This window comes from Streptomyces sp. NPDC054863, from assembly GCF_053610825.1.
Genome location: NZ_JBSGZD010000031.1, coordinates 14,513 through 37,637, shown reverse-complemented (window position 1 = coordinate 37,637; position 23,125 = coordinate 14,513). Strand labels below are relative to the sequence as shown.

Genomic DNA, 23,125 nt, shown 5'->3' with positions numbered 1-23,125 from the left:
AGTGGATGTCAGACACGAACGCCGTTCCCGCCGAAGCCGTCGGCCCCCTGCTGCGCGGCCTCGACGTGCTGCGCCGGCTCACCGACGCGGGCGGCCGGCTGAGTCTCGGCGATCTCGTACGGTCCACCGGCCTGGCCCGCTCCACCGTCGACCGCATCACCCGGACCCTGGCCCGGATGGGGCACCTCCGGCTGGACGGCCGGGACGCCGCGCTGACCCCGCGCCTGATGGAGCTGGGCAACGCCTACCTCGCCGCGATCCGGCTGCCCGACCTGCTCGGCCCGCACGCGGAGCTCCTCGCGGACGCGCTCGACGAGTCGGTGTCCCTGGCGGTGCCCGACCGCGACGGCATCCGCTTCGTCCACCAGTCGACGCGGCGCCGGGCCATGTCGCTCAGCTTCCGCATCGGCGACCTGCTGCCCGCCGAACGGACCGCGCCCGGCGCCCTGTTCGCCGCCGACTGGGAGTCGGACGCGTGGGAGCGCTGGCGGGAGCGGCGCGCGGCCGATCCGCAGGGGCTCGGCTTCCACGCCGTACCACCCATGACGGACACTCAGGACGCCCTGGACGAGGCGCACTTCGCGGACCGCACGCTCCGGGCCGGGAAACAGGGATGGGCACTGGACGACCAGTTGATCGAGCCGGGCCTCGTCGCCCTGGCCCTGCCGGTACGGGACCCCGACGGGCGGCCGGTGTGCGCGGTGAGCGTGGTCAGCCACACCAGCAGGCACAGCGCGGCCTCGCTGCGGGAGGCGATGCTGCCCCGGCTGCGTACCGCTGTGGCCGACATGGAGCACGTGCTGCGCGAGGCCCCCGCGGCGCAGCCGGTCAAGTCGGCGACGGCGCTGGCGAGTTGGACGACCGCGTCCAAGCACGAACTGGGGGCCGGTTTCGTGGAGTCGCTGGCGCGCGGACTGACCGTACTGACCGCGTTCGGCGAGGGCAGGTCGGCGCTGACACTGACCGGCGTGGCCGAGGCGTGCGGACTGGCGAGGGCGACTGCCCGGCGCGCACTGATCACCTTCGCGCACCTGGGGTACGTGGAGGTGCACGCGGGCCTGTTCCGGCCGACTCCGCAGGTGCTGGGGCTCGGCTTCCCGCCGCTGTCGCGGCTGACGCTGCCGCAGTTCGCCCAGCCGCACCTGGCCGCGCTGGCACAGCAGGTGCACGACTCGACGTCGCTGTCCGTGCTGAGAGGAACGGAGATCCAGTACACGGCGCGGGTCGCCACCAGCCGCGTCATGAACGTCAACATCACGGTGGGCACCCGGTTCCCCGCGTACGCGACCTCCATGGGCCGGGTTCTGCTGGCGGACCTGCCCGGCGGCGAGCGCGCGGAGCGGCTCGCCGCGTCGCAGCCACGTGCGCTGACCCGGCACACGGTGACCTCCACCGAGGATCTCGGCGCACTCCTGGAGCGCGTACGGCAGGAGCAGTTCGCCATGACCGACGGGGAGTTGGAGGAGGGGCTGCGGTCGGTGGCCGTGCCGGTGCGGGACCGGGCGGGCCGGGCGGTGGCCGCCGTCAACGTCGCCATGCACAGCAGCCGGCGCACCGCCGCGCAGTGCCGCACCGAGGTACTGCCCGCGCTGCGGGCCACGGCCGCGCGGATCGAAGAGGACCTCGCCGCGGCCGGGAGGTTCACCCGTACCGCGACCTGCTGACGCAGGGCCCCGGGTGCACCCGAACGGGCGCATGACGCTCCGGGGTCGGCAGCGGCGGGCCTGCCGCCGGTGGAGGATCAGAAAATGCGGATGATTTGTCCGTATGCTCCACTTTTCTGCCCCTTTTCTGCGTGTGACCGGAGGTGAGATGCGGCATGACCCGCACCTCTGTCGTCAGGCCCCGGCTTCGGTACTGGTTCGACAAGACCATGTCCCGCGGCACCCCGGCCCTGATCGGCTGGCTCTCGATGATCTGCCTGGCGATCGTCGTCCCGGTGAGCGCGCTGCTGGTCTGGGCGGACCGGCGGCGGCCCACCACGCTGCACAACCAGGCCCTGGAGATCTGGAAGAACGTCAGCTGGGCGTTCAAGCTGGGCGGCGGCGCGGTCGGAACGCCCGTGTTCGTGGCGCTGTCGGTCCTCCTGGCGCTGGTGGGGCTGTTCTTCGCGAGCTGTCTGGTCGGACTGATCGCGGCCGGTGTCAACCGCAAGATCCTGGATCTGCGGCGCGGCAGGTCCATGGTCCTGGAGGAGCACCACACGGTGCTCCTGGGCTGGTCGGAGCAGATCTACCCGGTCCTCGCGGAGTTGGTGGACGCCCATGCCAACAAGCGCCGGGGGGCGGTCGCGATCCTCGCCCCCAAGGACAAGATCGAGATGGAGGAGCTGATCCGCGCCCGGGTGCCGAGCACCCGCAACCTCCGGGTCATCTGCCGTACCGGAAGCCCGGTCGACCCCACGGACATCGAGCGGGTCAACCCGAAGAGGGCCCGGGCGGTGATCGTGCTGACGCCGGGCGGCGAGGACGGTGACGCCGACCTCGTGAAGACGCTGCTCGCCGTCACCAAGAGCCCGGGCATGCAGGACATGCCGCACCTCGTACTGGCCGCCGTGCAGGACGTGCGCAACCGGGACACGGCCCGGCTCGCGGCCGGCCCGGGGGCGTGCGTGCTCAGCATCGACGACATCGCCGCCCGGCTCGTCGTGCAGACCTGTCGGCAGCCCGGCCTGTCGGTGGTCTACATGGAGCTCCTGACCTACGAGGGCAGCGAGTTCTACCTCACCGAGGAGCCGGAGCTGGTGGGCCGCAGCTACGCCGACGCGCTCCTGGCCTACCCCACCTCCGCGGTGATCGGTCTGCGGCGGGCCGACGGCTCGCTCGCCCTCAACCCGCCGTCCGGGACCTCGATCGGGGCGGGCGACCAGATCATCGCGATCTCCCGGGACGACGGCACGGTGGTCCTCTCCGAGCACCGGGAGGCGATCGACACGGCGGCGATCGTCACCCCGGCGCCGCGCGTCCCGCAGCCCGAGCGGACCCTCATGCTGGGCTGGAACCGGCGGGCCGCCCTGGTCATCACCGAGCTCGACCAGTACGTCGCCAAGGGCTCGACCCTCGACGTGATCGCCCGGGAGCCCGAGATTGCCGGCACCGTCGCCTCGGTGCCCCTGGGGCGGGGCGCGCTGACGGCCGGTTTCCGGACCGGCGACGTGACGGAGCCGGAGGTGCTGCGGGGCCTGGACCTCAGTGCGTACGACCACGTGATCGTGCTCAGCGACGACGCCGACGGCACGATGGGGCTGCGCGCCGACAACCGCACCCTGGTGACCCTGCTCCAGCTGCGGCACATCGCGACCGGGCTGGCCCACGGACTGCCGGTGGTCGCGGAGCTCAGCGACGACCGCAACCGGGCGCTGGCGCCGATCAGTGAGAGCGACGACTTCATCGTCAGCGACCGGCTGATCAGCCTGCTGATGACCCAGGTGTCGGAGAACCGCCACCGGGCCGCGCTCTTCGACGACCTCTTCCGGACGGAGGGCAGCGAGATCTACCTCAAGCCCGCCCGGGACTACGTGCTGCTGGGCCGCGAGACGGACTTCTACACCGTGGTGGAGTCGGCCCGCCGCCAGGGGCAGTCGGCGATCGGCTACCGCCGGCTGTCGCAGGCGGCCGTACCGCCGTCGTTCGGCATCCACCTCAACCCGGACAAGCGGCGGACGCTGCGGTTCGCCGAGGGCGACAGCGTGATCGTGATGGCGGAGGACTGAGGACAGGTCCCCTGTCCGGGTACCGGCCATGTGATGTAGTTGACACCGCAATTGGCCGTACTCCCGCATCGAAGGAGCCCTCGTGGCACTCTCCCGCGAAGAACGCGCACGCTTTCTGGCCGAGCCGCACATCGGCGCCCTGTCCGTGGAGGCCGGCCCCGGCCGCGCCCCGCTGACCGTGCCGATCTGGTACCAGTACGCACCGGACGGCGAGCTGTGGATCCTGACCGGCATCAACTCCCGCAAGGCGGAGCTGATCCGGGCCGCCGGCCGCTTCACGCTCATGGCCGACGTCACGGAACCGACCATCCGCTACGTGTCCGTGGAAGGGCCCCTCGTCTCCTCGGAGAAGGGGACCCGTGAGCAGCTGACCGAGATGGCCGCCCGCTATCTGCCTGCCGACAAGGTCGAGGGGTACGTCGACTGGTCGTGGCAGGAGCACGGCGAGCAGGTCGTCTTCACGATGCGCCCCGAGCGGTGGCTGAGCGCGGACATGGGCTCGGTCTGACGTCCCGCGCGACGCGGGGCCCTGACCTGGGCCGCCCGGCGTGAGGCCGCGTTCCTGACAGGGCTGCCCGGCCTGACGCCGTGATCCTGACGGGACTGCCCGGTGCGAGCCGGTGATCCATACAGGACGCCCGGATTCCGGATCTCAGGGCTGACCCTGATGCCAGGCCCGCCCGGGCTGCCTATGGTTGTTCTCACCAGCACCGTTCCGGGGGCGACGACGGGGGAAGCACGGGGGGTCTCGGGGGAGACGTCATCCCGGAACGGTTTGCTGGTGCCTCTCTCCGCGGGCCGTTCTGGCCACCGGAGCACTTCACCCCAGGTGTCGGACCACGACGGTGGCACGTCCCGTCGGATCCCGAACCATGCGGGAATGCACAGGAGTTGCGGGACACCTCTACTGCTGCCTGTGGGGCGAACCGTCAGGGCCGACCACCCCATAGGGGGACAGAAATCTTCGCCCCGGCCCACTAGAGTCTGGATCTCCCCTAGTCATGCAATTGCACAGTGCGATTGCATGGCCTTCCGACCAGCCATCTTCGGGGGTCCTGTGGGCAGCGCCGGCAGGAAGTCCGAACGACTCACTGGAGGCCGCATATGAACGACTTCGTCAACGGGGTGCCCGCAACGGAAATCGACGCCACGTGGCTGAAGAGCAGGAAGAGCACCGCGAACGGCCAGTGCATCGAATTGGCGTCCCTTCCGCTCGGCAAGGTCGCCATGCGTAACTCGACAGACCCTGCCGGACCCGCGCTGGTGTTCACCCTGGCGGAGCTGGACGCCTTCCTGGACGGCGCCAGGAACGGCGAGTTCGACCACCTCACCTTCACCAACCAGGCTTCCTAGGAGGCCAGTTCGGGCGGACACACGGGTTTCCGACATGTCATCATGAACCTGTTCGTTCAAGGTGAAGGGAGACCCCGTGTCCGCTCAACCCGACGGCCCCGTACCGTTCCGCCGGCCGGCCACGCGGACGGACCTGAACCCGACCGCGGCCGGCGTCGTCCTGGGCATGGAACTGCGCAACCTGCGGAAGGCTCACAAGATCCCTCTCGTCACCGCGGGCAAGGCGATCAGCGCGTCCGTCTCCAAGGTCAGCCGACTGGAATGCGCGGAAAGCCCGCCGGATCTTCGCGACGTCCGGGAATTGGCCTCGTTCTACAGAGCCGGCACTGCTCAGATCCAGCACCTCGAACACCTGACGAAGCGTGCACTTGAGCCCGCCTGGTTCGATCGTTACGAAGATTTCTCCTCATCGTGGACGCATCGCCTCATCGGGCTGGAGTCCGCGGCGGTCAGCCTCTGGACCTACGAGGTGAACCTCATGCCGGGCCTCCTCCAGTCGGAGGAGTACGCACGTGAGATCTTCAGCAACGACCTCGGGGTCAACGGGAACGAACAAGTCGAACAGAGAGTCGCTTTACGGCATGAACGGCAGCGTCGCTTCTTTGAGCAGCCCGACCCTCCGAGCGCGGTTTTCCTCCTGGACGAGTCCGTCTTGGCACGATCCCCCGGAGACAGCCGGATCATGCGCGGCCAGTTGAACAAGCTGCTCGGCATGCTGAGAATTCCCAACGTTTCCATCCGCTTCGTGCCCTTGAAGCGAAGCGTCGTCACAGCCGTGGGTTCGATGACCTGCCTGAAGTTCTCCGCAGGCGGGCCGCAGGACATGGTCTACGTCGAGACCCACGACGCTGCTTCCTATTACACGAAGCAAGCCGAAGTCGAACGCTATTACCAGCTCATGCTGCGCCTGAGCGAAGAAGCGGCGGCCTCGCGGCACAAGAGCCATGAAATGCTCCTGGCCGCGATCGCGGACTTCACGGACTGACGGGCACTGCCCCGTCCCGCTAGGGCAGTTTGGCCAGTCCTCCGAACTCGGTCCACTCGATGCTCCGCTGGCGCTGCTGGAGCTCGGAGTCGGGACGCCAGTCGGTCACGTCGACGAGACCCGGCTCCTGCACCTCCAGCCCTTCGAAGTACCCCTCGACGTCGCTCACTTCGCGCACGCGGCCCCAGTTGTCGTTGGTCTGCCGGCGCATCATCTCCGTCACTTCGTTCCGGAGCTGCTCGTCGTCACTGACCAACTGGCAGATCACTGCGAAGCTCTTGCCCCGCGGCAGTTTCTCCAGCACGCGACGCACCACACCGCGTGGATCGCCGGCATCGGGAATGCAGTGCAGTACGGAGACGAAGAGTGCCGCGACAGGTTCATCGAGATTGATGAGCCGCTTGAACTCCTCGTCGTTGAAGATCTCTTCGGTCTTCGCCATGTCGCTGGACACGATGGCGGTGCGGTCGTTCTCGTCGAGCAGCGAGCGTCCGTGCGCGAGCACCACCGGATCGTTGTCGACGTAGACGACTCTGGCGTCACTGTGGACCCGCTGAGCGATCTGGTGAACGTTGTCCTGGGTGGGCAGCCCCGAACCGAAATCGATGAACTGCTTGATGCCGTGGTCCGCTGCGAGGGTGCGCACGACACGCTGCAGGAACCACCGGTTGTTCAATGCCAGTGCTTTCGTGCTGGGTGCCGTCTCCAGCAACTGTTCGCAAGCTGCCTGGTCGGCCGCGAAGTTGTTGCTTCCCCCCAGGAGCCAGTCGTACATTCTGGCCGCACTCGGCACCGACAGGTCCACACGCCTTTTACCGTCCACAGACTGCCTCTCTCGCGACGCGAACTCCTCAGAGAGCGAAGCCCCATCGTAGGAGGGCAGCACGGACCGCACCACCGCTGAGAAGGGTGACGACGGCGCGTCCACGCGCAGGGGGGGAAGGGGGGGCGCGGCCCCTCTCATTCAGGTGCGACCACCAACATCTCCCCCGAGCTTCGGGAGGCCGGCCGGGACGTGGGCACCTCGCCTATGGAGAGTTTCCTGCTGGCGGCCAGCATGCCCACCGCCACCGTCGGGGGTTCGACGCCCATGAGATCAGCGGCCTCACGTTCGGGCATCCCCAACTGACACCGCAGCACCACTGCGTCCGCCGCCGCGTTCGGAAGCCATTCGTACAGGCTCTCCAGAGCCTCGTTCCGGTGCCCCGTGTCCCGGCCGACACGCGCTGTCTGGTGTCGCAGCTCGCCCCACGCCTCGGCCGTGGGACAGGAGGTCTCCAACACCTCGGGCCACCGGTCGGCAAGCAGCGTCAGCGTGACGTCGACCGCGACGCGGCAGGCCACCTCGTCCAGCAGCCTGACGCGCGCATAGCGCAGATAGCGCGCCCGGTGCAGCTGTACGAAAGCCAGAAAACCCAGGGCGTCCCGCCTGCCTGGGTCTTTCCGGGCTTCCCGCACGCCGAATCCTTAGAGGTTTTTACCGAACCGAGCTGACTCTTTTCCCGGGGCGGGCCCTGGACGGCGGGCCCTGGATTTCGAAGACGTCTCGAAGGTATCGCCGTCATTCGTGCGATGCCCCTCCTCGCCCCCTCCATGCAAAGTCTGATTTTCGGCTGGAAAAGAGGCGCTATCCAGTTGTCAATATCGATCATTCGCCGAGTGGTTCCCGCTCACTCGTCGCCAGATTTCTGTCATTCAGGTCAGCGGGATTCCAGGGCCGCGCCCAGCGGCGAGGAAGGCGCCTGCCGCCGACCCCGGCGGCGGGGCTGCCCGCGGAGCGCGGGCCGCCGGCCGGTCGCGGTGCGGGGGGGGGTACCGGACAGGCGGCGGCTGCGGCGGCGTGCGGTTCAGGCGCCCCGGTGGCTCAGGTAGGTGAGCACGGCCCTGACCCTGCGGTGGTCGTGGAGGTCGGTCTCCAGCGCCAGTTTGGCGAAGATGTTGCGGACGTGCGTCTCGACCGTCTTCGCACCGATGACCAGGGAACGGGCGATGGCGTCGTTGCTCCGGCCCTCCGCCATCAGGGAGAGGACTTCGCGTTCTCTGGCGGTGAGCTCGTCGAGCGGGCCCGGGGGGCGCGGGGTGTTCAGCAGCCGGGCCACCACCTGCGGGTCCAGGACGCTCTCCCCCGCCGCGACGCGTTTGAGCGCGCCGGCGAGTTCGTCGATGTCGGCGACCCGCTCCTTGAGGAGGTAGCCGAAGCCGCGCGGGTTCTCGGCCAGGGCCCGTACGGTGTCGGTCGTCTCGACGTACTGGGACAGCAGCAGGACGCCCGTGCGCGGGTACAGGGTCCGGATTCCGGCGGCGGCCCGCAGGCCCTCGTCGGTGTGGGTGGGCGGCATCCGGATGTCGAGGAGGACGGCGTCCGGGCGGTGTTCGGCGACCAGTGCGGGCAGCCTCGTCGCCTCGCCGAGTTCGGCGGCGACGTCGAAGCCCGCGTCGGTGAGGAGTCGTACGATCCCCTGTCGCAGGAGCGCCGAGTCCTCGGCAACTATGACCCGCACGGCAGCTCCGCCCTGATTCTGGTCCCGCCGCCTGCGGGAGAGTCCACCTGCAGTATCCCGTCCACGGCGGCCAGCCGGTCCGCCAGGCCCCTCAGTCCGCTGCCGCGCGAGGTGTCGGCGCCGCCGATGCCGTCGTCGACGGTCTCGACGACGAGCCGGTCCCCGCTCTGCCGGGCGGAGACGCTGACGGCCTTGGCCCGGGCGTGCTTGGACGCGTTGGCGAGGGCCTCGCAGACGGTGAAGTACGCGGTGGACTCCACCACCGGGTCGTAGCGCCGGGGTTCGGCGGCGACCACGACGGGCATGGCGGCCTGCTGGGCGAGGGCGGTGAGCGCGGGGCCGAGGCCCTCGCGGGTCAGGACGGCGGGGTGGATGCCGTGGGCGATGCCGCGCAGTTCTTCCAGGGCGAGGGTGAGGCTCTCCTCGACCTCGCCGACGGAGCGGCGCAGCGACGGGTCGGGGTGGTCGGCGAGGCCCTTGTCGACGCGGCGCAGTGCCATCAGCGCGAAGACGAGGCGGGCCTGCGCACCGTCGTGCAGGTCCCGCTCCAGGCGTCCCCGCTCGGCGTCGGCCGCCCGTACGATCCGCGACGTGACCTCCTTGGCCTGGGTCCGCAGCCATACGTTCTCCAGGGCGAGCCGCAGCGCCGCGCCGACGGCTTCGAGGAGTTCGGGGTCCTCGTCGAGCGCGGGATCGTGGTGCAGGAGGGCCAGCGGGGTGCCCCGCGAGGAGTCGACGCGGGTGCGCCCCGCACCCTCGCCGCGTACGGTCTCGCCCGCCCCGTCGGTGTAGGCGCCCGTCTCCTCCTGCCAGAGGCCGAGCCGCAGCCCGGGATCGCCGAGCACCCGGCCGAGTACTTCGCGCAGCCGGTCCTGGTCGGGGTCGGTGCCGAGGTCGATGACGAGGTCGCCGACCTCGGCGCGCTGCAGGCGCATCCGCAGCAGCCCTACGAGGAAGGCGACGGGGACGGCGACCTGGGTGAGGTCGGACAGCAGGAAGACGGCTTCCTGGAAGCTGCCGGACGGGGGCGTGGGCAGCAGCAGGAGCAGCAGGTCCCACAGGAGGAAGGCGGAGGCGAGCGCGATGGCGATCCAGGCGGGCAGCAGGGCCCGGCGGCGGGCCACCGACGCCTGCTGCCAGCGCCGCACGATCGCGACGACGAGCACGATCGAGAGCACCCAGCCGAGCATCCGGTAGACGGTGTCGACGGGGGTGAAGAGGTCGGTGAGGGCGGGGACGTGCAGCAGGTTGGGGCCGCAGTCGTTGCAGGACAGGTACGTGGCCTCGGTGGCGACGGCGGCGGGGTCGTAGGTCAGGGCGCGCAGCAGACCGCCGACGGCGACCAGGCCGTACGAGAAGCCGACGAGCCGGCGGGCGAGGGCGGAGCCGAGCCTGCCGTCGGGGAAGGAGAGGACGAGGTGGACGAGGACGGCCATGTTGAGCGCCTCCCACCAGGCACCCAGCGCGAACAGGGCGGGCACTCCGGTGCCCTGGAGGTTGCCGAGGAACCAGGTAATGCCCTCGGCGATCATCAGCTGTCCGGTGCGGTTGGCGGGCCGGTGCCACCAGGCGGTGAGGCCGCCGCCCGCGTAGGCGAGACCGACTGCCAGGTCACGGGCCACGTCTCCGGCGGAGCCGCCCGCGCGCACGTACGCCCAGCTGCCCGCGGACGCGGAGACGGCCGCGGCGAGTGCTGCCGCGGCCATGCGTATCCGGAGGGTGCTGGTCCGGGGGGTGTCGGAGGATCTCTCTCGGTGCCGTTCCACGGCCCACACGGTAGGCCATCGGGGGCGCGGAGCGATCAGTCGCGGGAGCGGATCCGATAGATGTCCAGAGCATCTTTCAGCTGGACGGCGAGGACGGTGCAGAGCGGGTCGTCGCCGAGGTGGAGGTGCTCCCGGCCGGATACGTCGCCGAGGCCGCCGACGCGCCCATGGCGGACCCGGGTGCCGGGGCCCTCGCTCCCGCGGCCCCGGTGGTACGTCCCGCGGCGACGCGCCGACGTACACCTTGCGGCGGCCTCCGCGCGGGTCCGGCGGCTGCGGCCGGTGTCCCCCGTACGCGCGCTGCCGCTCGGCGACGTGCACCGTGACGCGGCCCGCCCCAGGTCCACCCCCGCGTCCTGTGACCCTCAACGCACCCCGGTATCCGCCCACTTCGCCGGATCGCGGCTAGTCTCAGAACTCCTTGCGACCGCCATGGAATCGGAGCGAGCCGTGCCGATGACCCTGCCGGACCAGCCGGACGACTGGACCGAACCCGGCGCCCACGCCGTGAGCGACCGCGTCCACCGCATCCCGCTGCCGCTCCCCCTGGACACCCTCGCCGCCGTCAACGTCTACGTGATCGAGGACGCCGAAGGACCGGTCCTGATCGACTCCGGCTGGGCGCGCCCGGAGACCGAGAAAGTCCTCGCCAAGGCACTGTCCGGGCTCGGGTACGGACTCGGCGACATCTCCCAGATCCTGGTGACCCACGCCCACTGGGACCACTACACACAGGCGCTGGCCCTGCGCGAATCCCTGGGCGCCCGGGTGCGCATCGGGTACGGCGAGCGGCACTCCATCGAGGGCCTCGACCTGACCCGGGGCCCGCATTTCCGGGCAGCCGCCCAGCTGCGGACCTGCGGCGCGGGGGATCTGGCGGACCGGGTCGACGCGTGGCCGGTCACGCCCGAGGAGTGGGCGATGCCGTTCGGCCCGCCGGACGCCTGGCTCGACGACGGCGAACAGGTCCGGCTCACGGACCGGCGGCTGTCGGTGGTGGCGACGCCAGGGCACACCCGGGGGCATGTGGTGTTCGGCGACGCGGCGGCCGGGCTGCTGTTCGCGGGCGACCACGTGCTGCCGCACATCACGCCGTCCGTGGGCTTCGAGTGCGTACCGGAGAAGTCCCCGCTGCGCTCCTTCCAGCAGTCCCTGCGCCTCGTACGGGAGCTGCCCGACGCCCTCCTGCTGCCCGCGCACGGCCGGGTGACCACCAGCGTGCACACCCGTGCCGACGAGCTCCTCGCCCATCACGAGGAGCGGCTGGACGCGGTGCTCCGCGAGGTGCGGGCGGGGGCGGCCACCGCGCACGCGGTGGCGCGGGCACTGCCGTGGACCCGCAGGCTCCGCCGCCTCGACGACCTTCCCGACCAGCACCGGATGCTGGCGGTCCTGGAGATCGACGCCCACCTGGAGGTGCTGACCGAGGCGGGCGCGGTGTCCTGGGCGTGGGTCGAGGGGGTACGGCACTTCGCCGTGCGGGGGTAGCGCGCCACGGCCGTACGGGGGCGGAGCCCGGGAGCGGTTATGCTCCGGCCGCCCGCTGCCGTACCCGAAAGGACACTTCCGTGATCGTCGTCGCCGGTGAGGCCCTGATCGACCTCGTACCGCAGGCCGGGGGCGACGCCCTGGCCCCGCTGCTGCCCGCGCGCGGCGGCGGCCCGTACAACACGGCCGTGGCGCTCGGCCGGCTCGGTGCGGACGTCGCCTTCTGCTCGCGGATCTCGACCGACGCCTTCGGCGCCTCGCTCGTCGAGCGGCTGCACCGGGAGAAGGTGTCCACCGCCCTGCTCCAGCGCGGCCCGGAGCCGACCACGCTCGCCGTCACCTCGATCGGCGCCGACGGCTCGGCGTCGTACGGCTTCTACGCCCAGGGCACCGCGGACCGTCTCTTCGAGATGCCGGGCCACCTTCCGGACACCGTACGGGCGTTGTCGTTCGGCACCTGCTCCCTCGTGCTCGAACCCGGGGCTTCTGCGTACGAGGAGCTGATGCGTCGGGAGGCGGCGCGCGGCTCCTTCGTCGCGCTCGACCCGAACGTCAGGGCCGGGCTGATCCCCGACCCGGCCGCCTACCGGGCCCGCTTCCGCGGCTGGCTCCCGCACGTCTCGCTGCTGAAGCTGAGCGAGGAGGACGCCGACTGGCTGGGGTCCGACGTCGAGGGCTGGCTCGCGGCGGGGCCTGCGGCGGTCGTCGTCACCCGGGGCGCGGCCGGGCTGACCGCGTTCGTACGGGGCGGGGAGCACTCCGTGCCCGGCGTCCCGGTCGGCGTCGTCGACACCATCGGGGCCGGGGACACCGTGAACGCGGCGCTTCTGCACGCCCTGTCCGCACGCGGCCCGCTGACCGCCGACGCGGTGGCCGCACTGAACGAAGACGGCTGGCGCGAGGTACTGGGGTTCGCCGCCCGTGCGGCGGCGCTGACCTGTTCGCGGGCGGGTGCGCAACCGCCGTACGCGCACGAACTGTAGGCCCGCCCCGGCCGTCACGTGCGCCTCACCCGAAGCAGTGGACGCAGAGGCTGCCAAGAGGTCAATTCCCTGTGCCGGGCAGGTGAGTTCGTGAAACGATGCTGCCTCCGCGATCACTCCTGTCCCAGGGAGATCGGATGTCCCAGAGTTCGAGCACTCCCCCCGCCGGTCAGGCGGAGATCACCGCATTCGTGCGCGACTGCTGGCAGCGCGGGAAGGCGGCCAGGCCGCTGCCCGTGATCGTCCTTCTCGGGCGCCCCGGCAGCGGAAAGACGCATGCGCTCGATCATCTGGCCCGGCAGGGTGCGCGGTTCCTCACCGCCCGGGTCGACTTCGGGCCGCGCGGTGTGCAGCGCCCGTACGAGACCGCAAGACACCTGGCGTTCCTGCTCGCCCGCAAGCACGACAGCGTGCACGCGCCGCGGTTCCCCCGGCTGATGCTCGGGCTGCTCGCGGTCAGCATTCCGCCGCTGTCCCGCGACAACCGCGTCGTCGCGCGCCGCGAGCTCAAGGAAGCGCTGAACTCGTCCCGCTCCGGCGAACTCGCCCAGACGGCGGAGGGCGCCGCGGAGGCCATCGAGTCCCTGGGTCTGGTCCCCTCGGGGATACCCGTCCCCCTGCCGTTGCTCGCCGGTCTGCTGCTGCGCGGCGTCCGGCGGCTCCCGTCGTCGGCCGCCTTCAACCCCTTCCTCAAGAGCGCGCTGAAGTCCTTCGGGAACGACAGCGCGCCGGCGGGTTTCGACGCCCTGATCGACCTCAACCACCTCCACCACGGCGGCATCCCGGAGGACGCGAAGGACGTCGACCGCACTCTGTGCCAGGCGTTCCTCGACGACCTCGGTGCGGCCTTCGCCGGCGGCGACAGGCTCTACCACTGCCTGGTCCTGCTCGACAACATCGGTTCCCCGCACGGCACCCCGTTCCTGGAACTGCTCGTGGACCTCCGTCAGGAGCGCGCGTCCCGAGGGGCGTACGACCCGCTGCTCGTCGTCGCCACCGGCGCCACCACCCGCGTCCTGCCCGAGTCGGCCGACGGCAGCGGCAACGGCACGGGCCTGCGGATCTTCGCCCCCGGCCAGCTGTCGTACGGCGCCTGGCGGCCCCGGCCGGACGCCCCGCCGCCCAGCTGGTGGTGTCCGGTACTGCTGCGCGACCTGACGGAGACCGAGGTGGCGCGGGAGGCGGCCGAGTTCGAGGCGGCGAGGCCCGCCGCGACGGGCCACCCGGCGCAGCGCGTGCTGCGGGGCACGGCTCCGCTGGTCCACCGGCTGACGTACGGCCACCCCTGGAGCGTCAGCACGCTGCACCGGTACCTGGCGGGCATACGCGCCGAGGGCCCGACCGACGACGATCTGCGCGGCCTGCTCCAGGCGCACCCGCAGGGGGCGCAGTCCGACCCGTCGCTGGCCGAGGTCATCCGCCGGCGGCTGCTGTCCGGGTTCACCGCCGACCAGCGGCAGGCCGCCGCGTTCGTGGCCGCGGCCCGCACCCCGAGGGCCGCCGTCAACGCGGGGCTGCTGAACGACCGGCCCGAGCACGCCCGGGACACCCTGATGCGGGAGCTGCGGGACCGGTTGTGGCTGTCGGCGCGGGTGCCGGAGGACGCCCACACCCGGGGCGGACGCGGCCCTTCCGGCTACCTGCTGCCCACCCGCCGTGCGGATTCCGGCCGCACGACCGACCACACCTACGACGAACAGCCGGTCCTGCACCCCTGGCTGCGGCTGCTGCTCCTCGACGAGCTCGCCGAGGTGCCGGGCGGCTCGGTGGACCGCTGGACCAGGCTGCACGACGACCTCGCGCAGTGGCACAAGGACCAGCACCAGCCGCTCGACGAGCTCTACCACCTGCTGGCGAACAATCAGCTCGACACCGTCGTCAGCCGCTTCCTGACCGGGCTGAACGCGGGTGACCTGGTGCCCTGGCTGCGCGAGCTCTACCACGTGACCGCGGCCCCCATGTACACCGTGCACCTGTCCGACGCCTCGCCGCAGCGGCTGGCGGGCGAGCTCGCCCACGACTACGCGCCGCGTGCGTACACCGACCCGGCCAGGGGCCGCCCGCTCGCAGAGCTCTGTGCCGCGCTGTGGCTGGCCGGCGACCCGCGCCGCAGGCTGCCCGCCGGTGCGCCGGAGCTCAATCACAAGATCGGCGCCATGTTCCGGCAGGTGGCCATGGTGGCCGGTGCGGATGCCACGTCACTGCTGGCCGAAGCCGTCCGCTACACGGACTGACCGAGAGGAGCCCGGCACATGCAGCGACCCTGGAGCAGGTCCCGCCCCCGGCCCGACGACTGGGGTGTCGTGCTGCCGCCCTGGTGGCGGCGGAGGCGGAGCAGAGCGGTCGCCCTCGTCGCCGTGCTCGCGGTACTGGGCGGCGGGCTCTTCTGGTGGTTGCGGCCCGACCCGCCCAAGCCGCCGGTGGACACCTCGTGCGCGACGGGTGTCGAACGGGTCGGGGGCACCTGCGTCGGGGTCACCGACGGCTCGTACGTCTTCGACCGGAAGAACCTCGGCAGCCTGTTCGCCAAGATCCACCAGGAGAACGTCGCGGTCGAGGCCCAGGCGGCGAAGAGCGGCCGGCCGAACACCCGCGTCAGCGTGGTCTATCTGATGTCGATGGTTCCGGGCGAGAAGGACTCCAACACCCCCGATTCGGTGCGGCACGAGATACAGGGTGCGTACACCGCGCAGATGGAGGCCAACCACTCCAACAAGTACGGCGACCTCCCCAAGATCAAACTGCTCCTCGCGCACATCGGCAACGGCTCGGCCCAGGCCTCCGCGACGCTGGAGCAGATCCGGCTGCGCACGCCCAAGGACCGCATCGTCGCGGTCGCGGGGCTTGGCACCAGCACGGACGCCACCGAGGGCCTGATCCGCAGGATCACGGCGGAGAAGGCGCCACCCGAGGGGGCCACGGCGAACCCCGCCGCGCCCGGCCTCGACCTGGGCGCCGTGGGTTCGGTGCTGACCGCCGACACCCTGAGCGGTGTACCGGGTCTGGTCCGGGTCGCGCCGGTCAACTCGGACGAGGCGTTCGCCGCGGCGGCGTTCCTCCAGCAGAAGGAGTACGCGAAGAAGCGGGTGCTGGTCGTCCAGGACAAGCGGAAGGACGACCAGTACACGCAGACGCTGGGCGACAGGTTCCTGGCCGCCTTCCCCAAGGACCGGCTGGCCGCCGCGGAACCCGAGATGTACGACTCTTCGCGCGCCGGGGTGGCGACCGCGTTCAAGACCCGGATGTCGACCATCTGCGCGGCGGAGCCGGACGTCATCTACTTCGCGGGCCGCGGCATCGACCTGCCGCGCTTCCTGGCCCCGCTGAAGGACCGCCCGTGCGCGAAGGACCGCCAGGTGCTGGTGATCTCCGGCGACGACGCCTCCCAGACCGCGCAGGCGGCGGGGTTCCAGGACATCAAGGACACACTGAAGTACGGCAATGTGCGGTTGGTCTACACCGGCCTCGCGCACCCGGGGAGCTGGGCGCTGCGACAGGACGCGTACCAGGGCCCGGCGCAGTCGTCGTTCGGTGAGGGCGGCCGGTTCCGTACGTCGTTCAAGGGGGAGGCGCTGGACGACGGGCAGGCCATCATGGGCCACGACGCGGTACTCACCGCGGTCTCCGGGATCCGGCTCGCCGCCGCCAACTCGGAGACCAACGGCACGGTGACCGGCTCGGACGTCATCCAGATCTGGGACTCTCTGAGCGGCAAGGACGCGGTGCGCGGCGCCAGCGGGCTGATCTCGTTCAAGAACGACGGCTCCCCCGAGCAGAAGGCGATCCCGATCATCGAGATCGAAGCCAACGGCACGGTCCGCACCCTCGCGGTCTCGGCACGGGGCGGAAAGCCGCTGACCTGACCGGGTGATGCCGCGGAGCACCCGGCCGCTCGCGTCGCCTGGCGCTTCCCCGGCGCGCCCACCGGGCAGAGAGGAAGGGTGACTCCCCCGGCCGAACATCCCGCCCCGTCCGTCCCGCCGGTCCCGCCCGGCGGCGCGCCACCGCCGCCCGCCCGCTCCCGGCGGGCACTGGTCGCGGGGTCGGTCGGGAACTTCGTCGAGTGGTACGAGTTCGGCGTCTACGGCTATTTCGCGACGGTCATCGCGGCGAACTTCTTCACCCCCGAGGGCGGTGGCGACGCCGAGGCGCTGGTCAAGACGTACGCGTCGTTCGCGCTGGCGTTCTTCTTCCGGCCGGTGGGGGCCGCGCTGTTCGGCCGGCTGGGCGACCGGATCGGGCGGCGGCCGACGCTGATCGTGGTCATCGCGGCGATGACGGCCGCGACGACACTGATCGGTCTGCTGCCGACGTACGCCACGATCGGCGCGGCGGCCCCCTGGCTGCTGACCCTGCTGCGGATTCTGCAAGGCCTTTCCGCCGGTGGGGAGTTCGGGGGTGCGGTGTCGCTGCTGACGGAGTTCGCACCGGCCGGGCGGCGCGGGCTCTACGGGTCGTGGCAGTCCTTCACGGTGGCGCTCGGGCTGCTCGGCGGCGCGGGGGTGGCGGCGCTGCTCGCCACCGTGCTGACGGCGGACGCGCTGAGCGACTGGGGCTGGCGGGTGCCGTTCCTGCTGACACTGCCGCTGGGCCTGGTCGCGCTGTGGCTGCGCCTGCGACTGGAGGAAACACCCAACTTCCGTACGGAGAAGGCGACCTCCAGCGCATCGCCGCGCACCGCGGACGTCCTGCGGGCGATCGTGCTGGGCGCCGGACGGATCATGGGATGGGCCGCCGCAGGGTACACCTTCCTGGTGGTCCTGCCGTCGTACCTCCAGTCCACCCTCCACACCTCCTTCCGGGAGGCGCTCGTGGCGACCGTGCTCGCCAACCTCGGCTTCGCCGCGTCGATCATCCCGGCGGGTCTGCTGAGCGACCGGATCGGGCGGCGTGCGGTCATGCTGACCGGGGCGGCCCTGGTCGCCGCACTCTCCCTTCCGCTCATCAACCTCCTTCAGGACCAGGGGACTTCGACCGTGGCCAAGGGCGCCGCCGTCTTCGTCGCGGGTGCGGTGGTCGGGCTGATGGCCGGGCCGGGGCCCGCGATGCTGGCCGAGATGTTCCCGACGTCCGTGCGCTGTACCGGCCTCGGTCTCGCGTACGCCCTGTCGAACGCCGTGTTCTCCGGCTGCGCGGGGCTCATCATCACCGAGCTGATCAAGCGGACCGGCGACGCGGACATCCCCGCCTACTACGCGGCCGGGGCGTGCGTCGTCAGCGTGCTCGCCCTGCTGACGCTGCGCGGCGACGACCACCGGCAGCCGCTGCGATGAGGGTCGTCGGGCTGATGTCGGGGACGTCGTACGACGCGATCGACGCAGCGGCAGCAGAACTCACCCTGCACGCGGGAGTGTTGACCCTGACTCCGCTCGGGATGGTCAGCGGACGGTACGACGACGGACTGAGGGCCGCACTCGCCGCCGCGCTGCCCCCGTCCCGTACCACCATGGCCGAGGTGTGCCGCCTGGACACCCTGATCGGGCAGGCCTTCGCCGCCCTCGCCGTGCGGGCGGACCGTGAACTCTGCGCGGGGCAGGCGGAGTTGATCGCCTCGCACGGGCAGACCGTCTACCACTGGGTGGCGGAAGGACGGGCGTACGGCACCCTGCAGATCGGGCAGAGCGCCTGGATCGCGGAGGCGACGGGCCGCCCGGTGGTGTCCGGCTTCCGGCCGCGCGACCTCGCGGCGGGCGGGCAGGGCGCACCCCTGGTGAGCCTGCTGGACCTGCTGTGGCTGCGCGGGCGGCCCGGGGTGCCGGTCGCCCTGAACCTGGGCGGGATCGCCAACGTCACCGTCCCCTCGCCCGATGCGCCGCTCGCCTTCGACACCGGCCCGGCCAATGCCCTCCTCGACGCGGCCGTCCAGGACCTGACCGGCGGTCGGCTCGCGTACGACGCGCAGGGCGCGCTCGCCGCGGCCGGCCAGGTCCACGAGCCTTTGCTGCGACGCCTGTTGGCCGAACCGTACTACCGGCTTCCGGCCCCGAAGACGACCGGCAAGGAGCTGTTCCACCTGCCCTATCTGCGGGCCGCCCTGGACGGCTTCGGCACTCTCCCCGCGGCCGACGTCCTCGCCACGCTGACCCGGCTCACCGCGCGGACGGTCGCCGACGCACTGCGCCCGCTGGGTGCGACCGAGGTGATCGCCTCGGGCGGCGGCACCCGCAATCCGGTCCTGATGGCGGCGCTCAGGGACGAGTGGGGCGGCGCACTGCCGGTGCGGTCGTCGGACGAGCTCGGGCTGCCGTCCGACGCGAAGGAGGCGTACGCCTTCGCCGTGCTGGGGTTCCTGACCTGGCACGGGCTGCCCGGCAACGTGCCGGACTGCACCGGGGCCGCCGGTCCGCGCGTCCTCGGGACGATCACGCCCGGGCGCGGCGGGCTGCGGCTGCCGGAGGCGGACGGCCCGGCCGAACGGCTCGTACTGCGCTGAAGCACGCCCCGCCGTATACCGGCGCACCCAAGGCGCCCGGGACCCGACGCGCCACGCCCGCGCCGAAATACGTGTGTTACGCACGGGACGGGGGCCGGAAACACCCCCTGCCTACTGTCGCCGATCACGTACCCCCACCCTCATTGGAGGCCCCCGTGACGGTCGACCAGTCGCCCGCCGTCGAGCCCCGGAAGACGGCCCCCGCCCCGGGCTCCCCCACCCCGGACCCCGACGGCGCAGGCCCGGACGGCGCAGGGCCCGACGACGCACGGCCCGACGGCGCAAAGTCCGACGACACAGAGTCCGACGACACAGGCCGTGCCGCGAAGGAGACGCTGGAGGACTACACCCTCCGCTTCGCTCCCCGCAGTTACCGCCGCTGGACCCCCGCCGTGGTCGGCGCGTCCGCGCTCGGCGGCATCGCGTACATGGCGGACTTCTCCATCGGCGCGGGCATCGGCATGACCCACGGCACCGGCAACGCACTCCTCTCGATCCTTCTCGCCGCGGCCGTCATCTTCGTCTCCGGCATCCCGCTGGCCTACTACGCGGCCCGCTACAACCTCGACCTGGACCTGATCACCCGCGGCTCGGGCTTCGGCTACTACGGGTCGGTCGTCACCAGCGTCATCTTCGCCAGCTTCACCTTCATCTTCTTCGCCACCGAGGGCGCCATCATGGCGCAGGGCCTCAAGTTCGCACTGGGGATGCCCCTTTGGGCCGGGTACGCCTTCTCGACCCTCGTCATCATCCCGCTCGTCGTCTACGGCATGAAGGCGCTCACCAAGCTCCAGTCCTGGACGAACCCGCTGTGGATCGCCCTGATCGTCGCGCCGCTGGTGTACGTCGTCGCCACCGAGCCCGAATCGGTGAGCCGGTTCCTCTCGTACGGGGGAAGCTCGGGCGGCGGCGGGATCTCGGCGGCGGCGGTGATGCTGGGCGCCGGTGTCTGTCTCTCCCTCATGGGCCAGATCGGCGAGCAGATCGACTACCTGCGCTTCATGCCGCCCAAGACCGAGGAGAACAAGCGCTCCTGGTGGGCGGCGACGCTCCTCGCGGGCCCCGGCTGGGTGGTCTTCGGTGCACTGAAGCAGGCCATCGGCGTCTTCCTCGCCGTGTACGTCGTGGACGCGGTCGGCGTCGCTTCCGCGGTGGAGCCGATCGAGCAATTCACCGCCGCCTTCAAGCAGTTGATGCCGGGCTGGCTGGTCGTGCCGCTGGCGCTGCTGCTCGTCGTCCTCAGCCAGGTCAAGATCAACGTCACCAATTCCTACTCCGGCTCCCTCGCCTGGACGAACTCGTACGCCCGCGTGACCAAGCACTACCCGGGCCGGATCGTCTTCGTCCTGGTCAACCTCGCGATCTCGCTGGTCCTGATGGAGGCGAACATGTTCGCCTTCCTCAACGGCGTGCTGAGCTTCTACTCGAACTGCGCGATGGCGTGGGTCGTGACGGTCGCCACCGACATCGGCATCAACAAGTACGTCCTGAAGCTGTCCCCGAAGCAGCCGGAGTTCCGCCGCGGCATGCTCCACGCGGTCAACCCGGTCGGCACGGTCTCCTTCCTGGCCTCCTCCCTCCTGTCCATCGCCGTCTACTTCGGCCTGTTCGGGGACGCGGTCCAGCCGTACTCTCCGCTGGTCGCCGTCGTCGTCGCCGTACTCCTGACCCCGGCCGTGGCGATCGTCACCAAGGGCCGCTACTACCTGCGCCGCACGGACGACGGCATCGAGGAGCCGCTGCTCGACGCGGACGGCAACCCGAGCGCGACGACGTACGACTGCGGTGTCTGCGCCCAGCCCTTCGAGCGCCCGGACGTCCTGGCCAGTGCGGCGGGCGGCATCATCTGCTCGCTGTGCCTCACGACCGACAGGTCCGGTACGCACGTCCTGCCCGCGCAGCCGTCGGGCGCCGCATGAGAGTGTGAGGGACGGCCGCCCCGCCCGGCCGGGGTGCCGCACAGCGCTCCCGCGCTGGCTCCGCGCCCCGTACGGGACGGGCATCGGCCCTGGCCGTGGACCGGTCGAGCAGCATCAGCAGCGAACCGGTCATGGCGGTGGTGACCAGCGCCTTGACCAGCAGCGCGAGGTACAGGGCGGGGGTGGGCGATCCGGCGCTGTACCCGGCCTGTGGCAGAACGATCTCGGTGAGTCCCCTGGTGTTGAGCAGCGCGCCCAGATCTGGAGTCCGGTGTTGACGAAGAAGACCCGCACCAGGCCGAGCACCAGGGTGCCCAGGACCGTCCGGCCGACCGCACGGTCCCGCAGGCGGCGGGGGCCCGGCCGCAATTCGTCGGCGACGCCGACCAGGAGGAGCACAAGACCCGCGTACCCGACCGCGCGCGGCGGTTCGGGCACGGGGGCCGGCAGCAGGACCTGCTGCGCGTGCGGCCAGATCCCCGCCGCCGCGCAGCCCGGCAGCCACCCCGACCGGTGAAGGCGCCGACCGGGCTGTGGGGCACGGCACCCCGAGCAGCGCCCCACGGCCCGGTCCACCGGACGGGCCGGCGAACCCGCCCGTCCAGCAAGCGAACCGATCGACCGTCAGGCCCGCGGGACGCGGATCAGCAGCCCGTCACCCTGTCCCCCGCCGCCGCACAGCGCCGCCGCACCGAGACCGCCGCCGCGGCGCCGCAGTTCGTAGGCCAGGTGCACGACGAGCCGGGCACCCGATGCGCCGATCGGATGTCCGAGCGCGATCGCTCCGCCGTCGACGTTCACGATGTCCGGGCTGATGCCCAGCTGCTCGGTGGACACGATGCCGACCGCGGAGAACGCCTCGTTGATCTCCACCAGGTCCAGATCGCCCGGCTGCAGCTTGGCCTTGGCCAGCGCCGCCCTGATGGCGTTCGACGGCTGCTCGTGCAGAGAGGCGTCCGGCCCCGCCACGACACCGTGCGCGCCGATCTCCGCGATCCAGGACAGCCCGAGCTCCTCGGCCTTGGCCTTGCTCGCCACGACCACCGCAGCGGCGCCGTCGGAGATCTGCGACGCAGACCCGGCGGTGATGGTCCCGTCCTCGGCGTACACGGGGCGCAGCTTCGCCAACGCCTCCACCGTGGTGTCGGGGCGTACGCCCTCATCGGCGTCACACACCACCGGGTCGCCCTTGCGCTGCGGTACGGTCACCGGCACGATCTCCTCGGCGAACCGCCCCGCGGCCATGGCGGCGGCCACCTTCTGGTGCGAGGCGGCGGCGAACGCGTCCTGCCGCTCCCGGGTCAGCCCTTCGTAGCGGCTGTTGTACTTCTCCGTCGAGACGCCCATGCCCACCTGGTCGAACGGGCAGAACAGCCCGTCGTGAACCATGTGGTCGATCAGGGGTACGTCGCCGGCCTTGAAGCCCGCACGCGACTTGCCCAGCAGGTGCGGCGCCTGCGTCATGGACTCCTGGCCACCCGCCACCACCAGGTCGAACTCACCGGCCCTGATCAACTGGTCCGCCAGCGCGATCGCGTTGATTCCGGACAGGCACACCTTGCTCACGGTCAGCGCCGGGGTACTCATGGGGATCCCCGCCGCCACTGCTGCCTGACGGGCCGGGATCTGCCCCGCACCCGCGGTGAGCACCTGCCCCATGATCGTGTATTCGACCTGCTCGGGCGTCACACCCGCCTTCTCCAGTGCCGCCTTGATCGCGATTCCGCCCAACTGGGCTCCGGAGAAATCCCTGAGCGCACCGAGTAGCCGGCCGGTGGGCGTACGGGCCCCGGCGAGGATGACGGATCCGGACACAAGTCCTCCATGGGAAGAAGTTCATGGTCATCAACTTGCTTACCCCACCGACGAGTTGACTACCGGAGCCCGGCGGTGTGAGGCGCGGCACAACAAGCTAACTGCACGGACGCGAAGCGGGGACCGGGGAGACCTCCTCCACATGGGGAGAATATTCCTCGATATGAAAC

General features: G+C 71.2%; 17 protein-coding genes. 12 read left to right on the top strand and 5 right to left on the bottom strand.

The window, feature by feature from the left end:
* The first annotated feature begins 5 nt into the window (after positions 1 to 5).
* The 5 genes from ACWGIG_RS09055 (at position 6) to ACWGIG_RS09035 (ending at position 6,050) form a co-directional block, all read left to right on the top strand.
* Positions 6 to 1,664: an IclR family transcriptional regulator domain-containing protein gene (locus tag ACWGIG_RS09055; RefSeq protein WP_453320881.1), complete on the top strand. Its 1,659-nt coding sequence runs from the start codon at positions 6 to 8 to the stop codon at positions 1,662 to 1,664.
* A gap of 155 nt (positions 1,665 to 1,819) precedes the next feature.
* On the top strand, positions 1,820 to 3,712 hold the full coding sequence (locus ACWGIG_RS09050; RefSeq protein WP_453320880.1) for a CASTOR/POLLUX-related putative ion channel: 1,893 nt from the start codon (positions 1,820 to 1,822) through the stop codon (positions 3,710 to 3,712).
* A gap of 82 nt (positions 3,713 to 3,794) precedes the next feature.
* Positions 3,795 to 4,220: a pyridoxamine 5'-phosphate oxidase family protein gene (locus ACWGIG_RS09045; RefSeq protein ID WP_453320879.1), complete on the top strand. Its 426-nt coding sequence runs from the start codon at positions 3,795 to 3,797 to the stop codon at positions 4,218 to 4,220.
* 596 nt (positions 4,221 to 4,816) lie between these two features.
* The gene (locus ACWGIG_RS09040; protein WP_453320878.1) at positions 4,817 to 5,065 is read left to right on the top strand and encodes a DUF397 domain-containing protein; all 249 of its coding nucleotides are present in this window, start codon (positions 4,817 to 4,819) and stop codon (positions 5,063 to 5,065) included.
* 76 nt (positions 5,066 to 5,141) lie between these two features.
* Positions 5,142 to 6,050: a helix-turn-helix domain-containing protein gene (locus tag ACWGIG_RS09035; protein ID WP_453320877.1), complete on the top strand. Its 909-nt coding sequence runs from the start codon at positions 5,142 to 5,144 to the stop codon at positions 6,048 to 6,050.
* A gap of 19 nt (positions 6,051 to 6,069) precedes the next feature.
* Here the strand turns inward: ACWGIG_RS09035 and ACWGIG_RS09030 are convergent, their stop codons facing one another.
* From ACWGIG_RS09030 to ACWGIG_RS09015, 4 genes are all read right to left on the bottom strand, one after another.
* Positions 6,070 to 6,855 carry an SAM-dependent methyltransferase gene (locus tag ACWGIG_RS09030; RefSeq protein ID WP_453320876.1) on the bottom strand — a complete coding sequence of 262 codons (786 nt, stop codon included), beginning with the start codon at positions 6,853 to 6,855 and terminating at the stop codon, positions 6,070 to 6,072.
* 155 nt (positions 6,856 to 7,010) lie between these two features.
* Entirely contained in the window at positions 7,011 to 7,508 is a 498-nt protein-coding gene (locus tag ACWGIG_RS09025; protein ID WP_453320875.1) for a hypothetical protein, read from the bottom strand.
* Between the two features lie 389 nt (positions 7,509 to 7,897).
* Positions 7,898 to 8,551, bottom strand: coding sequence for a LuxR C-terminal-related transcriptional regulator (locus tag ACWGIG_RS09020; RefSeq protein WP_453320874.1), 654 nt, complete (start codon positions 8,549 to 8,551; stop codon positions 7,898 to 7,900).
* Complete coding sequence (locus ACWGIG_RS09015) at positions 8,539 to 10,257, bottom strand: sensor histidine kinase (RefSeq protein ID WP_453320873.1); 1,719 nt, start codon at positions 10,255 to 10,257, stop codon at positions 8,539 to 8,541. The genes ACWGIG_RS09020 and ACWGIG_RS09015 overlap by 13 nt, the downstream gene beginning before the upstream one ends.
* Positions 10,258 to 10,749: 492 nt before the next feature.
* Here ACWGIG_RS09015 and ACWGIG_RS09010 point away from each other — a divergent pair, with 492 nt between their 5' ends.
* The 7 genes from ACWGIG_RS09010 (at position 10,750) to ACWGIG_RS08980 (ending at position 21,140) form a co-directional block, all read left to right on the top strand.
* Entirely contained in the window at positions 10,750 to 11,805 is a 1,056-nt protein-coding gene (locus ACWGIG_RS09010) for an MBL fold metallo-hydrolase (RefSeq protein ID WP_453320872.1), read from the top strand.
* A gap of 80 nt (positions 11,806 to 11,885) precedes the next feature.
* Positions 11,886 to 12,788, top strand: a complete 903-nt coding sequence (locus ACWGIG_RS09005; RefSeq protein ID WP_453320871.1) for a carbohydrate kinase family protein — start codon at positions 11,886 to 11,888, stop codon at positions 12,786 to 12,788.
* A gap of 137 nt (positions 12,789 to 12,925) precedes the next feature.
* Positions 12,926 to 15,022: an ATP-binding protein gene (locus ACWGIG_RS09000; protein WP_453320870.1), complete on the top strand. Its 2,097-nt coding sequence runs from the start codon at positions 12,926 to 12,928 to the stop codon at positions 15,020 to 15,022.
* 18 nt (positions 15,023 to 15,040) lie between these two features.
* A complete protein-coding gene (locus ACWGIG_RS08995; RefSeq protein ID WP_453320869.1) occupies positions 15,041 to 16,651 on the top strand; it encodes an ABC transporter substrate-binding protein in 1,611 nt (536 codons plus the stop codon).
* A 168-nt stretch (positions 16,652 to 16,819) separates the two neighbouring features.
* A complete protein-coding gene (locus ACWGIG_RS08990; protein ID WP_453320891.1) occupies positions 16,820 to 18,061 on the top strand; it encodes an MFS transporter in 1,242 nt (413 codons plus the stop codon).
* On the top strand, positions 18,058 to 19,221 hold the full coding sequence (locus tag ACWGIG_RS08985) for an anhydro-N-acetylmuramic acid kinase (protein ID WP_453320868.1): 1,164 nt from the start codon (positions 18,058 to 18,060) through the stop codon (positions 19,219 to 19,221). Before ACWGIG_RS08990 ends, ACWGIG_RS08985 begins: the two co-directional genes overlap by 4 nt.
* Positions 19,222 to 19,376: 155 nt before the next feature.
* Positions 19,377 to 21,140 (top strand): purine-cytosine permease family protein, encoded by a 1,764-nt coding sequence (locus ACWGIG_RS08980; protein WP_453320867.1) that lies wholly within the window; start codon positions 19,377 to 19,379, stop codon positions 21,138 to 21,140.
* Positions 21,141 to 21,764: 624 nt separating this feature from the next.
* Here ACWGIG_RS08980 and ACWGIG_RS08975 read toward each other — a convergent pair.
* Entirely contained in the window at positions 21,765 to 22,955 is a 1,191-nt protein-coding gene (locus ACWGIG_RS08975) for an acetyl-CoA C-acetyltransferase (protein WP_453320866.1), read from the bottom strand.
* Between the last annotated feature and the right edge of the window lie 170 nt (positions 22,956 to 23,125).